The sequence below is a fragment of the Serratia sp. szju genome (genome assembly GCF_044594185.1).
In the GTDB taxonomy this organism is placed as follows: Bacteria; Pseudomonadota; Gammaproteobacteria; order Enterobacterales; family Enterobacteriaceae; genus Serratia; species Serratia bockelmannii.
This window is the reverse complement of record NZ_CP172576.1, coordinates 1,352,555-1,369,463: the sequence shown is the minus strand read 5'-3', so window position 1 is coordinate 1,369,463 and position 16,909 is coordinate 1,352,555. Positions and strand designations below refer to the sequence as shown.

Below are 16,909 nucleotides of genomic sequence, written 5' to 3'. Positions count from 1 at the left end.
TCCGAATGCTTAGACCTGTAGCCAGAATGTCACCGGACCATCGTTGACCAGCGCCACCTGCATGTCGGCGGCGAACTCGCCGGTCTGGGTCTCTACGCCGCGTTCACGGCATTGGCCTACAAAATATTGATACAACCGATCGGCTTCCTGCGGCGCGGCGCCGCGCGAAAAGCTGGGCCGCATGCCCTTCTGGGTGTCCGCCGCCAGGGTGAACTGCGAAACGACCAGCACGCTGCCCCCGGCCTGCTGGACGTTGAGATTCATCTTGTCGTTTTCGTCGCCGAAAATGCGGTATCCCAACACGCGTTCGCACAGGCGCTGCGCTTTTTGCTCGTTATCGCCCTGCTCCACGCCCAATAACACTAACAAACCGGGGCCAATCTTGCCTACTGTCTCGCCACCCACCGTGACGCTGGCGTTTAACACCCGTTGAATCAACGCAATCATTCCTGCTGCCCTTCTGGTTTTTGTTCCTGTTGCTCCGCCTTCTGCCGACGGTAGTCGCGGTATTCGCCGATGGTCACGGTGATTTCCGCACCGAGTAACACGATACACCAGCTCCAGTAGACCCACAGGAATAAAATCGGGATCACCGCCAGCACGCCGTAAATCAGCTGATAGGAGGGGAACATGGTGACGTACAGCGCGAATCCCTTCTTGCCCAGTTCGAACAGCAATCCGGCCACCACCGCGCCAATCAGTGCATCTTTGGGCGGCACGCGCACCGTCGGCACGATGCAATACAGCAGCCAGAAGGAGATGCACGACAAAATCAGCGGGAAGATGCGCAGCACCTGATCCACCAGGCCATTGACGCCGGTCTGCGCCAACCAGTTGAGCGACAGCAGGTAAGAACTGATGGCCATGCTGGCGCCCACCAGCAGCGGCCCCAGCGTCAGCACCATCCAGTACACGGCAAAGGAGAAGACGATCGGCCGCTTGTTCTTGCTGCGCCAGATAGTGTTCAGCACGCTGTCCACCGAGGAAATCAACAGCAGCGCGGTAACGATCAGCCCGCAGGTGCCGACGGCGGTCATCTTGTTGGAATTGGCGACGAACTGTTCCAGGTAGTTCTGGATCACATTGCCGGCGGCCGGCACGAAATTGGAAAAGATAAAGCTCTTCAGCTGTTCGCTGATGTCGGAAAACATCGGGAAAGCGGCGAACAGGGCGAACACCACGGTGACCAGCGGCACCAGCGACAGCAGGGAAACGTAGGCGAGATGGCCCGCCAACATCGTCAGGCCATCGTGGTCGATGCGTTGGTACAGCAGCCGTCCGAAGGTGACGCTTGGCTTAATCGCAGAGGGCAGCTTCTTGCGGCGGAAAAACGACATGGTCACTCCTTGATGTCCGTTGATACGCCTTAAGCTTAACGCGCCCTGTGCTCATTGAGCAAAATAGGCCGGCACCACGTCGCGATCGGTGACGTGCACCGTCTTGATCCCCAGCGCCTGCGCGGCGAGGACGTTCGCCGGGTGATCGTCAAAGAACACCGCGTCGGCGGCAGCGGTGTTTTCCGCGGCCAGCACATGCTGGTAGATGTTGGCTTCCGGTTTGCGCATGCCGAGATCTTGCGACAAATAGAGATGATCGGCGGCGGCAGCCACTTCAGGGTAATGCTGCGGCCAGTAGTTGCAGTGCAGACGGTTGGTGTTCGACAGCACCACCACCCGGTGACCTTCGTTGCGCAGGCGCTGCATGATGTCGATCACCTCCGGGCGCAGCGCGACGAATACCGCCTGCCAACCGGTGGCGAACTGCTCAAAGCTGAGCGCGATGCCCATTTCATCGCACAGTTTGCCGGCGAAGTCTTCATCGCTGATTTCACCGCGCTCATGCTGCTGGAACACCTCACCCATGGTGAAACGATCGGACAGCACCGCCAACGGCGTGCCGCTCAAATTGCTCCACACGCCCAGCACACGCTTGAAATCGATATCGACGATCACATTACCTAAATCAAAGATATACAGCATAGTCCTCTCCTATGGGCCGGTGAGATTTCACTGTAGCGGGAAAAGGAACAGCTGAACAGGGAGCGAACGGAAAAGCGCATAGCGCGCCGCACAAACGGGGAACAACAGAGGAAAAAACTCAGGGCGCGAGAACCGCGCCCTAAGCATGAGACACTCAATCAGCGATTAAGCGTCTTTAGGACCGCGGCTGGCACGCTTACGATCGTTTTCCGTCAGGTGACGCTTACGGATACGGATCGAGGTCGGCGTCACTTCTACCAGTTCGTCGTCATCGATGAACTCCAGAGCTTGTTCCAGGGTCATTTTGATCGCCGGAACCAGGGTAGTCGCTTCGTCAGTACCGGAAGCACGCATGTTGGTCAGCTTCTTACCGGTCAGGCAGTTTACGGTCAGGTCGTTGGAACGTGAGTGAATACCGATGATCTGGCCTTCATACACTTCCGCACCGTGGCCCAGGAACAGCTTGCCACGATCCTGCAGGCCGAACAGCGCGAACGCGACCGCTTTGCCCTGGCCGTTGGAGATCAGCACGCCGTTCTGACGCTGGCCCACTTCGCCCGGACGCACGTCGTCGTAGTGGCTGAAGGTGGAGTACAGCAGACCGGTACCCGAAGTCATGGTCATGAATTCGTTACGGAAGCCGATCAGACCGCGGCTTGGGATCACGTAGTCGAGACGCACGCGGCCCTTACCGTCCGGATCCATGTTTTTCAGGTCAGCTTTACGCTCGCCCATCGCCTGCATCACGGAACCCTGATGCTGCTCTTCGATATCCAGCGTCACGTTCTCGAATGGCTCCTGCTTGCGGCCATCGATTTCGCGGAAGATAACTTTCGGACGGGAAACCGCCAGCTCGAAACCTTCACGGCGCATGTTTTCGATCAGCACCGACAGGTGCAGTTCACCACGGCCGGAGACGCGGAAGGCGTCCGCATCGTCGGTTTCTTCAACGCGCAGCGCCACGTTGTGCACCAGCTCTTTGTTCAGACGGTCAAGGATCTGACGCGACGTCACGTACTTACCTTCTTTACCGCAGAACGGCGAGGTGTTGACGTTGAAGAACATGGTGACAGTCGGTTCGTCGACGGACAGCGCCGGCAGCGCTTCTACGGCATTGGTGTCGCAGATGGTGTCGGAGATGTTCAGCTCGCCCAGGCCGGTGATGGCGATGATATCGCCCGCTTCCGCCAGGGTGCTGTCGATACGCTCCAGACCCAGGTGACCCAGCACTTTACCCACTTTACCGTTGCGAGTTTTACCTTCGCTGTCGATGATGGTGACCTGCTGGTTCGGCTTCACTTTACCGCGCTTGATGCGGCCGATGCCGATAACGCCCAGGTAGTTGTTGTAGTCCAACTGGGAGATCTGCATCTGGAATGGCGCTTCCAGCTCAACCTGCGGCGCAGACACGTGGTCGACGATCGCCTGATACAGCGGGGTCATGTCTTCCGCCATGTCGGTGTGATCGACGCCGGCGATGCCGTTCAGCGCAGAAGCGTAGATGATCGGGAAGTCGAGCTGCTCGTCGGTCGCGTCGAGGTTCACGAACAGGTCGAACACCTGATCCACAACCCAGTCAGGGCGCGCGCCAGGGCGGTCAACCTTGTTGATGACCACGATCGGCTTCAGACCGTTGGCGAAGGCCTTCTTGGTCACGAAGCGGGTTTGCGGCATAGGGCCATCCATTGCATCCACAACCAGCAGCACCGAGTCAACCATCGACATCACGCGCTCTACCTCACCGCCGAAGTCGGCGTGTCCTGGGGTATCCACGATGTTGATACGGTAACCATTCCAATTAATGGCGGTGTTTTTTGCGAGGATGGTAATCCCACGCTCTTTCTCCAAATCGTTGGAGTCCATTACGCGTTCGGTGGCTTCCGCACGCTCTCCGAAAGTACCGGATTGTTGCAGCAGCTTGTCAACCAGGGTGGTTTTACCATGGTCAACGTGGGCAATAATGGCGATGTTACGCAAATTTTCGATCACAGCTTTGCCTCGGGCATTAGAAATAGCGCGCTATTGTACACGTATTAAGCGAGGGACTAAACAAGATCACAACCATCTCTTATAAACAACCGCGTACCGGTCAGTTTGTGATCCCTTTCACGGTGCAAAAAGCCGCAATCGTTGCACTTTTGCACCATTTCGGTGCCCACGCTCACCCCAATTGCACCATGACGGTGCAATTTATCGCTGATGGTGCATACTGTGGCTGGGTAAAACCCGCGCAGAAAGGCGATGAACGCCTTTTTAAAAAGTTGGCACGCTTTTCGCTTTAGTCTTTTCAAGGCGAAAAAAAGCCAGTTCCACAGATTCGTTCCACGACGACGACAATGATAAACCGGGAGAGTTAAGTATGTCCGCTGAACACGTTTTGACGATGCTGAATGAGCATGAAGTGAAATTCGTAGACCTGCGTTTCACTGACACCAAGGGTAAGGAACAGCACGTGACTATCCCGGCTCATCAGGTAAACGCCGACTTCTTCGAAGAGGGCAAAATGTTTGACGGCTCCTCTATCGGTGGTTGGAAGGGCATCAACGAATCTGACATGGTACTGATGCCGGATGCCAGCACGGCGGTTCTGGATCCGTTCTTCGAAGAACCAACGCTGATCATTCGCTGCGACATTCTCGAGCCGGGCACCATGCAAGGCTACGATCGCGACCCGCGCTCCATCTCCAAACGCGCCGAAGACTTCCTGCGCTCCTCTGGCATCGCGGACACCGTCCTGTTCGGGCCAGAGCCTGAATTCTTCCTGTTCGACGACATTCGCTTCGGCAGCAGCATCCGCGGTTCCCACGTGGCTATCGACGACATCGAAGGCGCCTGGAACTCCGGCACCCAATACGACGGCGGCAACAAAGGCCACCGTCCGGCGGTGAAAGGCGGTTACTTCCCGGTTCCACCGGTCGACTCTTCGCAGGATCTGCGTTCCACCATGTGTTTGACCATGGAAGAGATGGGCCTGGTGGTTGAAGCGCACCACCACGAAGTGGCGACCGCCGGTCAGAACGAAGTGGCAACCCGCTTCAACACCATGACCAAGAAAGCCGACGAAATTCAGATCTACAAATACGTGGTGCATAACGTGGCACACGCCTTCGGTAAAACCGCGACCTTCATGCCGAAGCCTATGTTCGGCGACAACGGTTCCGGCATGCACTGCCACATGTCGCTGTCCAAGAACGGCACCAACCTGTTCGCCGGCGACAAATACGGCGGCCTGTCTGAAACCGCGCTGTTCTACATCGGCGGCATCATCAAGCACGCCAAGGCGATCAACGCGCTGGCCAACCCGACCACCAACTCGTACAAGCGTCTGGTACCGGGCTACGAAGCGCCGGTGATGCTGGCCTACTCCGCCCGTAACCGCTCCGCGTCCATCCGTATCCCGGTGGTCGCCAGCCCGAAAGCGCGCCGCATCGAAGCCCGCTTCCCGGATCCGGCGGCTAACCCATACCTGTGCTTCGCCGCACTGCTGATGGCCGGTCTGGACGGCATCATCAACAAGATCCACCCTGGCGACGCCATGGACAAAAACCTGTACGACCTGCCGCCGGAAGAAGAAGCCGAGATCCCAAAAGTGGCCGGCTCGCTGGACGAGGCGATGGCCGCACTGAACGAAGACCGCGAGTTCCTGACCCGCGGCGGCGTGTTCACCGACGATGCGATCGATGCCTACATCGAACTGCGCAAAGAAGAGATGGACCGCGTTCGTATGACGCCACACCCGGTTGAGTTCGAACTGTACTACAGCGTCTAAGCCCTACCCGCGCCGTCTGCGCAGGCGGACGGCGCCCATATTTTTGTTATCGCTTTTTTGTTGCCGTGGAAACTTTCAGCCCATCTTCGGATGGGTTTTTTTCTCCACCGTATTTTCTGCAAAACTATTCCATACCGCGCCGATCCCGGATGGAGTAGGATAGATGCACTAAAAAGGTGCAGGAGTCTGCTGTATGGCAACTGGCAAGCTGCCCGATGCTGGGCAGATCCTCAATTCACTCATCAACAGCATCCTGCTGTTGGATGACTCTCTGGCGGTTCACTACGCCAACCCGGCGGCACAGCAGCTGCTGGCGCAAAGCTCCCGCAAGCTGTTCGGCACGCCGCTGCCCGATTTGCTCGGTTATTTTTCGCTGAACGTCTCTCTGATGCGTGAAAGCCTGCGCGCCGGGCAGGGCTTCACGGACAACGAAGTGACCCTGGTGGTCGACGGCCGCGCGCATATCCTTTCCCTGACCGCTCAGGCGCTGCCGGAAGGCTATATCCTGGTCGAGCTGGCGCCGATGGACAATCAGCGCCGCCTGAGCCAGGAACAGCTGCAACATGCCCAACAGGTGGCAGCCCGCGATCTGGTGCGCGGTTTGGCGCACGAAATTAAAAACCCGCTGGGCGGCCTGCGCGGCGCAGCGCAGCTGCTGGCCAAAGCGCTGCCCGATCCGGCGCTGACCGAATACACCAAGGTGATCATTGAGCAGGCCGATCGGCTGCGTAATCTGGTGGATCGTCTGCTCGGGCCGCAGCGGCCCGGCCAGCATATTACCCAGAGCATTCATCAGGTCGCGGAGCGCGTCTGCCAACTGGTGTCCCTGGAAATGCCGGATAACGTCACGCTGGTGCGCGACTACGATCCGAGTCTGCCGGAAATGGCTCATGACCCGGATCAGATAGAACAGGTGCTGCTGAACATCACCCGCAATGCGCTGCAGGCGCTGGGCGAGGCGGGCGGCACCATCACGCTGCGCACCCGCACCGCGTTTCAGATTACGTTGCACGGTACCCGCTACCGCCTGGCGGCACGTATCGACGTCGAAGACGACGGCCCCGGCGTGCCGGCGCAGCTGCAGGACACGCTGTTCTACCCGATGGTCAGCGGCCGTGAAGGCGGTACCGGCCTGGGATTATCCATCGCCCGCAATCTGATCGATCAGCATTGCGGAAAAATTGAATTCAACAGTTGGCCAGGTCATACCGAATTCTCGGTCTACCTGCCCATTCGTCAGTGAGGTTTGCTATGCAACGAGGGATAGTCTGGATCGTCGATGACGATAGCTCCATCCGCTGGGTGCTTGAGCGCGCGCTCACCGGCGCGGGCCTGAGCTGCGCCACCTTCGAAGGCGGCAATGACGTGCTGGAAGCCTTGGCCACGCAAACCCCCGACGTGCTGCTATCCGATATCCGCATGCCGGGTATAGACGGTCTGGCGCTGCTCAAACAGATCAAACAGCGCCATCCAATGCTGCCGGTGATCATCATGACCGCGCATTCGGATTTGGACGCCGCCGTCAGCGCCTATCAGCAAGGGGCTTTCGACTACCTGCCGAAGCCGTTCGACATCGACGAAGCAGTGGCGCTGGTCGAGCGCGCCATCAGCCATTATCAGGAGCAGCAGCAGCCGGTGCGCAGCCAGCCGGCCAGCGATCCGGCGGCGGACATCATCGGCGAAGCGCCGGCGATGCAGGACGTATTTCGCATCATCGGCCGGCTCTCGCGTTCGTCGATCAGCGTGCTGATCAACGGCGAATCCGGCACCGGCAAAGAGCTGGTGGCGCATGCGCTGCACCGCCACAGCCCGCGCGCCAAGTCGCCGTTCATCGCCCTGAACATGGCAGCCATCCCCAAAGACCTGATCGAGTCGGAGCTGTTTGGCCACGAGAAAGGCGCCTTCACCGGTGCGAACCAAATCCGTCAGGGACGCTTTGAACAGGCCGACGGCGGCACGCTGTTCCTCGACGAGATCGGCGATATGCCGCTCGACGTGCAAACGCGCCTGCTGCGGGTGCTGGCGGACGGCCAGTTCTACCGGGTCGGCGGCTATGCGCCGGTGAAGGTCGACGTGCGCATTATCGCCGCCACGCACCAAAACCTGGAGCTGCGGGTACAGGAAGGCAAGTTCCGCGAAGACCTGTTCCATCGCCTGAACGTGATCCGCGTACACCTGCCGCCGCTGCGCGAGCGCCGGGAAGACATCCCGCGGCTGGCGCGCCACTTCCTGCAGATCGCCGCCAAAGAGTTAGGCGTCGAGGCCAAGAACCTGCATCCGGAAACCGAAACCGCGCTGACCCGCCTGCCCTGGCCGGGCAACGTGCGCCAGCTGGAGAATACCTGCCGCTGGCTGACGGTGATGGCCGCCGGGCAAGAGGTGCTGATTCAGGATCTGCCGAGCGAACTGTTCGAAACCGCCGCGCCGGAGAGCCCCAGCCACAGCCTGCCGGACAGCTGGGCCACGTTGCTGGCGCAGTGGGCCGATCGCGCGCTGCGTTCCGGTCATCAAAACCTGCTGTCGGAAGCGCAGCCGGAGATGGAGCGTACGCTGCTCACCACCGCCCTGCGCCACACCCAGGGGCACAAACAGGAAGCCGCGCGCCTGCTGGGCTGGGGGCGCAATACCCTGACCCGCAAGCTCAAAGAGCTGGGCATGGAATAGGAGCGTGGGTGGATGATGAAAAACGCAGTCCGGCGCACAAAAAAACGCCAACCTCAGGCTTTACAGCCGGAGCGGGCGCAGTATGATCGTGTCGCACACTCTGGAGGTTGACGATGCTGGACTCATTCATCGTGTTCATTTCTCAGGGCGCGGAGCTGGGCTCCGCCGCCAGCCACACCCCGCAGGCGGCGGTCGCCGCGGTGTTGTGCGCCGCGCTGATTAACTTCTTCAGTTAAAAAAACAGCCGCATCAGCGGCTGTTTTTTCATCCTCAGATCACCCGAGAGAACTGCTGGCTGCGCGCCTGTTGACGCAGATAGCGGTCGAAGCACATGCAGATATTGCGGATCAGCAAGCGCCCGCGCGGCGTGACGCGAATGCCTTGCTCGTCGCGCTCCACCAGCCCATCGCGTTCAAACGGCGCCAGCAGCTGCAGGTCTTCGGCGAAGTAAGCGGTGAAATCGATGCCGTATTGTCGTTCAAGCGGCTGATACGCCAATCGGAAGTTACAGATCAGCGTTTTGATCAGATCGCGCCGCAGGCAATCGTCGTCCGTCAGCGCCAGCCCGCGCCACAGCGCGTTGCCCTGCGCCTGCACGCTGTCATAGTAACGCTTCAGCTCTTTCTGGTTCTGCGCATAGCTGTCGCCGAGCATGCTGATGGCCGACACGCCCAGCCCCAGCAGATCGCTGTCGCCCTGAGTAGTGTAACCCTGGAAATTGCGGTGCAGCTTGCCTTCGCGCTGCGCGATCGCCAGCTCGTCGTCCGGGCGGGCAAAGTGATCCATGCCGATGAACTGATAGCCGGCGTCGGTCAGGAACGCGATGCTCTGCTGGAGGATATCCAGCTTCTGCTGCGCGCCCGGCAGATCGGCGTCTTTGATTTTGCGCTGGGCGGCGAACAAGTTCGGCATATGCGCGTAGTTGAACACGCTGAGGCGATCGGGATTCAGTTCAGCCACCCGCTGCAGCGTGAAAGCGAAGCTTTCCGGCGTCTGTTTCGGCAGGCCGTAGATCAGATCGATATTGGTCGAGCGGAAGCCCAGCGCTTTGGCCCGCTCAATCAGGGCGAAAATAAAGGCTTCGTCCTGCTCGCGATTGACCAGCTGCTGCACCTGCTTGTTGAAATCCTGCACCCCCATGCTCAGACGGTTAAAGCCTTCTGCACGTAAATGATCGAGCACATCCAGCTCTATCTCGCGCGGATCGACCTCGATCGACATCTCCGCATCGGGCAGGAAATCAAAGTGTTCGCGCAGCAACGCCACCAGCCGGCTGATTTGCGCTTTATCCAGGTAGGTCGGCGTACCGCCGCCCCAGTGCATCTGGCCGACTTTACGGCCGGCGAACAGCGGCGCACGGCTGGCGATCTCTTGCGCCAAAACGTTCAGGTATTCGTCGGCCTTGTGCGTCTGGCGCGTCACCAGCTTGTTGCAGCCGCAGAAGTAGCACAGCTTATGGCAGAAGGGGATATGCACGTACAGCGACAGCGGTCGCTCAGGATAGCGCGCAGCGGCGCGTTGAAACGCCGCTTCGTCGTAGCACTGGTTAAACTCCAGCGCCGTGGGGTATGAGGTATAACGCGGCCCTGAGTAGTTATATTTTTGGATCAGGGCCAAATCCCAGACAATCGTCTGCTCTGACATGCTCACTCCTTCCGATATCTTTTTCTACCGGGCCGGGAGAGAGGCGGTTGTCTGCGCTGTCTGGCCACGGAAGCACTGCGAAAACGCGCTTTGCGCTTAGACAGCCGCCATAGTTTACCGAATAACCACAGCAGATAACACATCAAGAGTAGGGCTATTGTCGGGATTAGCCACATGGCGCGTTAAAAAGCGTCTTTCGGATTGCCGCCTTTCAGCAGCTTCAGAATATCTTCCTGCTTCTCTTCTTCTTCGTCGTCGTCTTCACCCAGTTCGATACCCAACACGTCCATCAGCACATCGATGCGATCCAGCGTTTTGTCGACATAGGTCTGCTCTTCCGCGTTCAGCGTTTCGCCGTCGTCGATGCGATCCAGCAGCGCGTTCAGGCGCTCGTCATTTTCCAGCTTCGCCAACTCTTCTTCCGGCGACAGGCGTGGTTTCGCTTCGGCCTTCGGCTTCGGCTGCGGTTTGGCCTTCACTTTGGTTTCGTCGACCACCAGCGCAACCGGCACTTTACTGCCGATACGTGGATCTTTGGCTTCTGCCGCCGATTTGTTCTTCTGGCTGCCGGACTCGACCTGGGTGCGCGAACCGGAAGCGAGGCCGCGGCGCTTTTTCAAGCGTTTGCGCTCACGCGCTTCCTGATCGAGCTCCATACGGCTTTTCTTTTTCGTTTTTGACTTCGCCGCGCTGCCGCGAGGTGCTTTTGATGGCTGGTTCATAGCGTGTGCTCTTAGGTATGTAGATTCAGTATAGAATTGCGGCGGAATCTAGCAGAAAGCGGACAAAGAAAAAAGGCGGCAGGTTAAACCTGCCGCCTATTTCGCACCTTCTTGCGAAGGGTATTCCTGTTACGCGCTCCTTGCGTACATGCAACATCCCGGTTTTTCCTTCTGCTATAACCGCATTCCCTGCCACTACGTCCTTCATCCTGAAAGGAAAATCGTCCATGGCGCAATCCATTCGCATCCGCTCTTCCCGAGCGCGCTTCCTGCGGGCATCCAAACTGCCGATACTTCACCATCCGATGTGCCTGCCGCCTGTTCCGGTGCGAAAGGGTCACTTCCTTTTGCGTTCATCCTGGCACTCATTGCACACCCTGTGCATTCCCTGAGATTTGTCATCCTTCCCGGATGTTCCCTAATCCTGCGCAACCCTGCGTTAACGACTACTTTACGTTATTGTTGCGAAGGCTCAAGGCACCTGACGCCAATTTGAACGACATTTCCCTACAACGAAAAAACAACGCTTTGTTTTTAAAACAAAAACAAAAATATCACTTTCGAATAAAGCGACATTACCCGCGATTCGAATGGCAAATGTCTCACAACGCACGCGCGGCATAACTGCCGTTTTATCGCGTCCCGCCGCTTAAAAACGGAGAAACACGCCATTTTTACCGCTGATGCAGTTATAATCGCCAACCAGTTAGCCATCCTCACGGAGACGAAAAATTTTGACCAGCAAGAACTACAACTATCATGTGACCCATTTCGTCACCAGCGCACCCGATATTCGCCATCTGCCGGGGGATGCAGGAATTGAAGTCGCCTTTGCCGGCCGTTCCAACGCCGGTAAATCCAGCGCGCTGAATACGCTGACCAACCAAAAAAGCCTGGCGCGCACCAGTAAAACGCCGGGGCGCACCCAGCTGATCAACCTGTTCGAAGTGGAAGACGGCATCCGCCTGGTCGACCTGCCGGGCTATGGCTACGCCGAAGTGCCGGAAGAGATGAAGCGCAAATGGCAGCGCGCGCTGGGCGAATATCTGCAGATGCGCAACAGCCTGAAAGGCCTGGTGGTGCTGATGGATATTCGCCATCCGCTGAAAGATCTCGACCAGCAGATGATCCAGTGGGCGGTCGACGTCGGCACGCCGGTGCTGGTGCTGCTGACCAAGGCCGACAAGCTGGCCTCCGGCGCACGCAAGGCGCAGCTCAACATGGTGCGTGAAGCGGTGCTGCCGTTTATGGGGGATATCCAGGTCGAAGCCTTCTCATCGCTGAAAAAGATCGGCGTCGACAAGCTGCGCCAGAAGCTGGACACCTGGTTTAACGAGATCCCGCCGGAAGTGCTGCCGGAAGACGAAGCCGGCGAATAAGCCCAGGCCTAACGCCAGAGCCGATGCCTCACCGCATCGGCTTTTTTATCCCCGTCGAACGGCCGCAGACGAAATTTTTTGTTATCTAATTACAGTTTTGAAATAAAGCCATCATAAAAACTTATCGCCAGGGCTGGCTTATCTCGCCGGATTACGCGAGTCGAAAGGATGGAAGCAGGAACGAAAAGCGGTGCGGAGCGATAGGAAAAACGTATGGTTTGCTGCTGTTTTTACAATAAAAAACGCCCCAGTCAATACTGACTGGGGCGGCTAAATATTCAGCCAAATCCGATTACGTGAAGTAAAAGGTCTGAAAGATAGAACATCTTACCTCTGTACCCTACGCCTGTAACTCTACATCATTTTTTCGCAGGGCAAAAGAATTTTTTGTAGTTTACTTACACAATTTGCGGCGCAAGAACGGCGAAGTTGGGGAAACTATCGCCGAATCTTGTAGCTTAATTACGAAAAGTGCTTAGGTTATCGCCAGTTAGCGCATCCGGCGATAACCCGACGATCAGTGCGCCTCATCCCAGTTCATGCCGACGCCCACGTCAACCTTCAGCGGCACCGCCAAGGTCATGCTGCCTTCCATCAATTGGCGGATACGTTGGCTGGCTTCTTCGAGCACCGACTCGTGCACCTCAAACACCAATTCATCGTGCACCTGCATGATTGCGCGCACCAACGGCTTCTCCTGCCCTTGCAGCCAGGCGTCGACCTCAATCATCGCACGCTTGATGATATCAGCTGCCGTGCCCTGCATCGGGGCGTTGATAGCGGCGCGCTCGGCCGCCTTGCGGCGCATGCCATTGCTGGAGCGGACGTCCGGCAGGTACAGACGGCGACCATCCAACGTGCTGACATAGCCCTGTTCTGAGGCCTGCTGGCGGGTACGCTCCATGTAGTCCAGCACGCCTGGGTAACGCTCGAAGTAGAGATCCATATAGCGCTGAGCTTCCCCACGCGGGATCCCCAGCTGACGCGCCAGGCCGAAGGCGCTCATGCCGTAAATCAGGCCGAAGTTAATCGCCTTGGCGCTGCGGCGCTGCTCGCCGGTCACTTTATCCAACGGCACGCCGAAAACTTCCGACGCCGTGGCGCGGTGAATGTCTTTCCCTTCGGCGAAGGCCTTCAGCAGCCCTTCATCCTGTGACAAATGCGCCATGATGCGCAGCTCGATTTGCGAGTAGTCGGCCGCGACGATGCGGTAGCCTTCCGGCGCGATAAAGGCCTGGCGAATGCGTCGCCCTTCATCGTTACGCACCGGGATGTTCTGCAGGTTCGGATCGCTCGAGGAGAGACGGCCGGTAGCGGTCACCGCCTGATGGTACGAGGTATGTACCCGGCCGCTGACCGGATTGATCATCAGCGGCAGCTTGTCGGTATAGGTGGTCTTCAGCTTCGCCAGGCCGCGGTATTCCAGGATCACCTTCGGCAGCGGGTAGTCCAGCGCCAGCTCGGCCAGCACCTCTTCGTTAGTGGACGGCGCCCCGCCCGGGGTTTTCTTCAGCACCGGCAGCTTTTGTTTTTCGTACAAGATAGCCTGCAGCTGCTTGGTCGACGCCAGGTTGAACGGCTCTTCCGCCAGCTCATGGGCCTGCACCTCCAGTTCCGCCAAACGCTTGGCCAGCTCCTGAGAGTGGGCCGACAAAATGGCCGGATCGATCAGCACCCCGGTGCGTTCGATATGCGACAGCACCGGCAGCAGCGGCATTTCAATCTCATTGAATACCGTCAGCAGCTCCGCGCTCTGTTTCAGCTGCGGCCACATCGCCAGGTGCAGCTGCAGCGTGACATCCGCGTCTTCGGCGGCGTAAGGCGCCGCCTGCTCCAGCGCGATCTGGTTGAACGTCAGCTGGTTTTTACCCTTGCCGGCGATCTCTTCGAAGGTGATGGTTTTGTGGCCCAGATAACGATCGGCCAGGCTGTCCATATCATGACGGCCACCGACGCTGTCCAGCACATAGGACTCCAACATGGTGTCATAGGCGATACCGCGCATCTCGATGCCGTAGCGCGCCAGCAGGCTCATGTCGAACTTCAGGTTTTGCCCGACCTTGAGCGCCTTCTCGTCCTCCAGCAGCGGCTTGAGCGCTTCCAGCACGTAGGTGCGATCCAGCTGTGGCGGTGCATCCAGATAATCGTGTGCCACCGGCAAATAAGCCGCTTCACCCGGCGCGATCGCGAAGGACAGGCCGATCAGGTTGGCGGTCAGCGTATCCAGGCCATCGGTTTCGGTATCGAAGGCAAATACGTCGGCCTTTTTCAGCCGCGCCAGCCAATCGGTAAAGGTCGTTTCGTCCAGGATGGTGACATAACCGTCCTGAGACAGCTTGGCCTCCGCCAGCGCTTTCGGCGTTTCCGCAGCGATGGCCGATTTGGCGGCGCCGGCAGCTTTCGCGCCCGCGCCTTTCTTGTTTTCCAGCCAGACGCCGGCCTCCACGTCCGCCAGCCAGCGTTTGAACTCGTACTGTTTGAACAGCTGTTGCAACGTGTCGACATCCGGCGCGGAGACCGTCAGGTCCGCACAGGTCAGATCCAACTCGACGTCGGTTTTGATCGTCGCCAGCTTATAGGAGAGATACGCGACCTCTTTGTTCTGTTCCAGCTTGGCCGCCATGGTTTTGGCGCCGCGGAAGCTCAGCGTGGCGATATTCTCCAGATTGCCGTACAGCGCATCCAGCCCGCCGATCCCCTGCAGCAACGCCTGGGCGGTTTTCTCGCCCACGCCCGGCACGCCGGGAATGTTGTCCGATGAATCGCCCATCAACGCCAGGAAGTCGATGATCAGCTCCGGCGGAATACCATATTTATCGCACACTTCCTGCGGGCCGAGGATCGTGTTGTTCATGGTATTGATCAGGGTGACGTTCGGCGTCACCAACTGCGCCATGTCTTTGTCGCCGGTGCTGATCAGCACCGCGTGGCCGGCCTTTTCGGCCTCCAGCGCCAGCGTACCGATGACGTCGTCCGCCTCAACGCCGGGCGTCACCAGCAGCGGCAGGCCCATCGCCTTGACCATGCTGTGCAGCGGCTCGATCTGCGCACGCAAATCGTCCGGCATCGGTGGCCGGTGTGACTTGTATTCAGCGAACAGATCGTCGCGGAAGGTCTTCCCTTTAGCATCAAACACCACGGCAACGTGGCTCGGTTGATACTGCAGCAGCAGGCTGCGCAGCATATTCAGCACGCCATACATCGCGCCGGTTGGCTCGCCCGCCGAGTTGGTCAGCGGCGGGAAGGCGTGATAAGCGCGGTAGAGGTAGGAGGAACCGTCAACCAGGATTAGTGGGTTTTCTGCAATCTGGGCCATAGCGTTTCTTTATCGTGATCGGACATAGGGGTAAGCATGCCATAGCTGGCCGCCGGAGACGAACCTTAGCGTGCATTGCGGACGAAAATGATGTGATGGTGCGCGAGGATCCGCAAGATCTTACCTGTGGATAACTTTGTGCATAGAAAAGAGACCGAATTATAACGCTGTGATTATCGTTATAACGGCGAATAAAATTCCTATTTAAATCACCGCGTTAAAAGAACGAATTCCGGCGACGCTTTATTACTGGCTTTTATTGAATTTGTGGATATAACTTTCGCCGGATTTTAATCGCACTATTAATCAAATTCGGCGCCTCAATTACCCTAGCACAAGCTGGGAAAGTTGCACGAAAACTCAGCAAATGGTTATCCGATGAGACGAAAAACAGTGATTTTTAGCGGCGCTTTACCCCGACGATCTCTGTTAAAATAGGCTTTTGTTCATGCGCTTTGGCATGCAACGATGTTCCCAACAACCGTCAGCCCATAACCATGCCAAGATTGTTAACGCCTGTTATCTTTATCATTTCCGTCATACTCACCATTCTGGTGACGGTGTTGTGTTCCATCCCCATCACGTTGGCCGGCATCGTGAAACTCCTGGTGCCCATTCCCGCCGTCTGGCGATATATCTCGGCTTTCGCCGATTTCATGATGTGGTGTTGGTGTCAGGGGCTGGCGCTGTTATTGCGTATTAACGGGCAATTGCGTTGGGATATTGAAGGGCTGGAAGGGCTGGATCGTAAAAACTGGTATCTGCTGATCAGCAATCACGAAAGTTGGTCAGACATTGTCGTGTTGTGCGTGCTGTTCAGAAATCATATTCCAATGAATAAGTATTTCCTCAAGCAACAGCTCGCCTGGGTACCTTTCGTCGGCCTGGCCTGCTGGGCGCTGGATATGCCATTCATGAAACGTTACTCCCGTGCCTATTTGCTCAAGCACCCGGAGAAACGCGGCAAGGATATCGAAACGACGCGCCGTTCCTGCGAAAAATTCCGCCAGCGCCCAACCACCATCGTCAATTTCGTCGAAGGTTCGCGCTTCACCGAAGCCAAGAAAATTAAAAGCAATTCACCCTACCGCAATTTGCTGGCGCCCAAAGCCGCCGGCATCGCGTTTACCCTTAGCGCGCTGGGCAATCAGTTCGACAAAGTGCTGAACGTTACCCTGCTCTATCCGGAAAATAACCAACGGCCTTTTCTGGACATGCTGTGCGGTCGTCTGACGCGTATCGTAGTAAGAATTGAGACGTTGCCGATCGATGAAACCCTGCACGGGGACTACTTCAACGACAAGCTGTTCAAGCGGCGCTTCCAGCTATGGCTGAATACGCTGTGGCAGGAAAAAGACCGGTTGCTGGATAAATTGAAGCGGCAATATGGATAAAAAAAACGCCGGCAATGCCGGCGTTTTTCATGTTGAATCAGG

General features: G+C 57.7%; 13 protein-coding genes. 6 read left to right on the top strand and 7 right to left on the bottom strand.

Annotated features, from left to right (window positions below; all coding sequences use genetic code 11):
* Positions 1-9: 9 nt before the first annotated feature.
* The 4 genes from dtd to typA form a co-directional block, all read right to left on the bottom strand.
* Positions 10-447 carry a D-aminoacyl-tRNA deacylase gene (gene dtd / locus RE418_RS06495; protein WP_025304712.1) on the bottom strand — a complete coding sequence of 146 codons (438 nt, stop codon included), beginning with the start codon at positions 445-447 and terminating at the stop codon, positions 10-12.
* Positions 444-1,337, bottom strand: a complete 894-nt coding sequence (locus tag RE418_RS06490; RefSeq protein WP_025304713.1) for a virulence factor BrkB family protein — start codon at positions 1,335-1,337, stop codon at positions 444-446. Before RE418_RS06490 ends, dtd begins: the two co-directional genes overlap by 4 nt.
* A 51-nt stretch (positions 1,338-1,388) precedes the next feature.
* Positions 1,389-1,979 (bottom strand): glucose-1-phosphatase, encoded by a 591-nt coding sequence (gene yihX / locus RE418_RS06485; RefSeq protein ID WP_025304714.1) that lies wholly within the window; start codon positions 1,977-1,979, stop codon positions 1,389-1,391.
* Between the two features lie 165 nt (positions 1,980-2,144).
* Positions 2,145-3,968, bottom strand: a complete 1,824-nt coding sequence (gene typA / locus RE418_RS06480; protein ID WP_004931243.1) for a ribosome-dependent GTPase TypA — start codon at positions 3,966-3,968, stop codon at positions 2,145-2,147.
* Positions 3,969-4,338: 370 nt separating this feature from the next.
* Between typA and glnA the strand changes: the two genes are divergently transcribed.
* From glnA to RE418_RS06460, 4 genes are all read left to right on the top strand, one after another.
* Entirely contained in the window at positions 4,339-5,748 is a 1,410-nt protein-coding gene (glnA, locus tag RE418_RS06475) for a glutamate--ammonia ligase (protein WP_033645173.1), read from the top strand.
* A gap of 193 nt (positions 5,749-5,941) precedes the next feature.
* Entirely contained in the window at positions 5,942-6,991 is a 1,050-nt protein-coding gene (gene glnL, locus RE418_RS06470) for a nitrogen regulation protein NR(II) (RefSeq protein ID WP_004931246.1), read from the top strand.
* Positions 6,992-6,999: 8 nt separating this feature from the next.
* Entirely contained in the window at positions 7,000-8,412 is a 1,413-nt protein-coding gene (gene glnG, locus RE418_RS06465; RefSeq protein WP_025304716.1) for a nitrogen regulation protein NR(I), read from the top strand.
* 113 nt (positions 8,413-8,525) lie between these two features.
* The gene (locus tag RE418_RS06460) at positions 8,526-8,648 is read left to right on the top strand and encodes a YshB family small membrane protein (protein WP_015379453.1); all 123 of its coding nucleotides are present in this window, start codon (positions 8,526-8,528) and stop codon (positions 8,646-8,648) included.
* A 34-nt stretch (positions 8,649-8,682) separates the two neighbouring features.
* Here RE418_RS06460 and hemN read toward each other — a convergent pair whose 3' ends face one another.
* Both hemN and yihI read right to left on the bottom strand, forming a co-directional pair.
* Positions 8,683-10,056, bottom strand: coding sequence for an oxygen-independent coproporphyrinogen III oxidase (hemN, locus tag RE418_RS06455; protein WP_049209085.1), 1,374 nt, complete (start codon positions 10,054-10,056; stop codon positions 8,683-8,685).
* Positions 10,057-10,238: 182 nt separating this feature from the next.
* A complete protein-coding gene (gene yihI, locus RE418_RS06450; RefSeq protein WP_072008264.1) occupies positions 10,239-10,778 on the bottom strand; it encodes a Der GTPase-activating protein YihI in 540 nt (179 codons plus the stop codon).
* Between the two features lie 734 nt (positions 10,779-11,512).
* On the opposite strand from yihI, the gene yihA reads away from it, so the two are divergent.
* On the top strand, positions 11,513-12,157 hold the full coding sequence (yihA, locus tag RE418_RS06445; RefSeq protein ID WP_019452177.1) for a ribosome biogenesis GTP-binding protein YihA/YsxC: 645 nt from the start codon (positions 11,513-11,515) through the stop codon (positions 12,155-12,157).
* A gap of 517 nt (positions 12,158-12,674) precedes the next feature.
* Here the strand turns inward: yihA and polA are convergent.
* Positions 12,675-15,473: a DNA polymerase I gene (gene polA, locus RE418_RS06440; RefSeq protein WP_038630023.1), complete on the bottom strand. Its 2,799-nt coding sequence runs from the start codon at positions 15,471-15,473 to the stop codon at positions 12,675-12,677.
* Positions 15,474-15,970: 497 nt separating this feature from the next.
* Here polA and RE418_RS06435 point away from each other — a divergent pair, with 497 nt between their 5' ends.
* A complete protein-coding gene (locus RE418_RS06435; protein WP_025304720.1) occupies positions 15,971-16,867 on the top strand; it encodes an acyltransferase in 897 nt (298 codons plus the stop codon).
* Positions 16,868-16,909 lie beyond the last annotated feature (42 nt).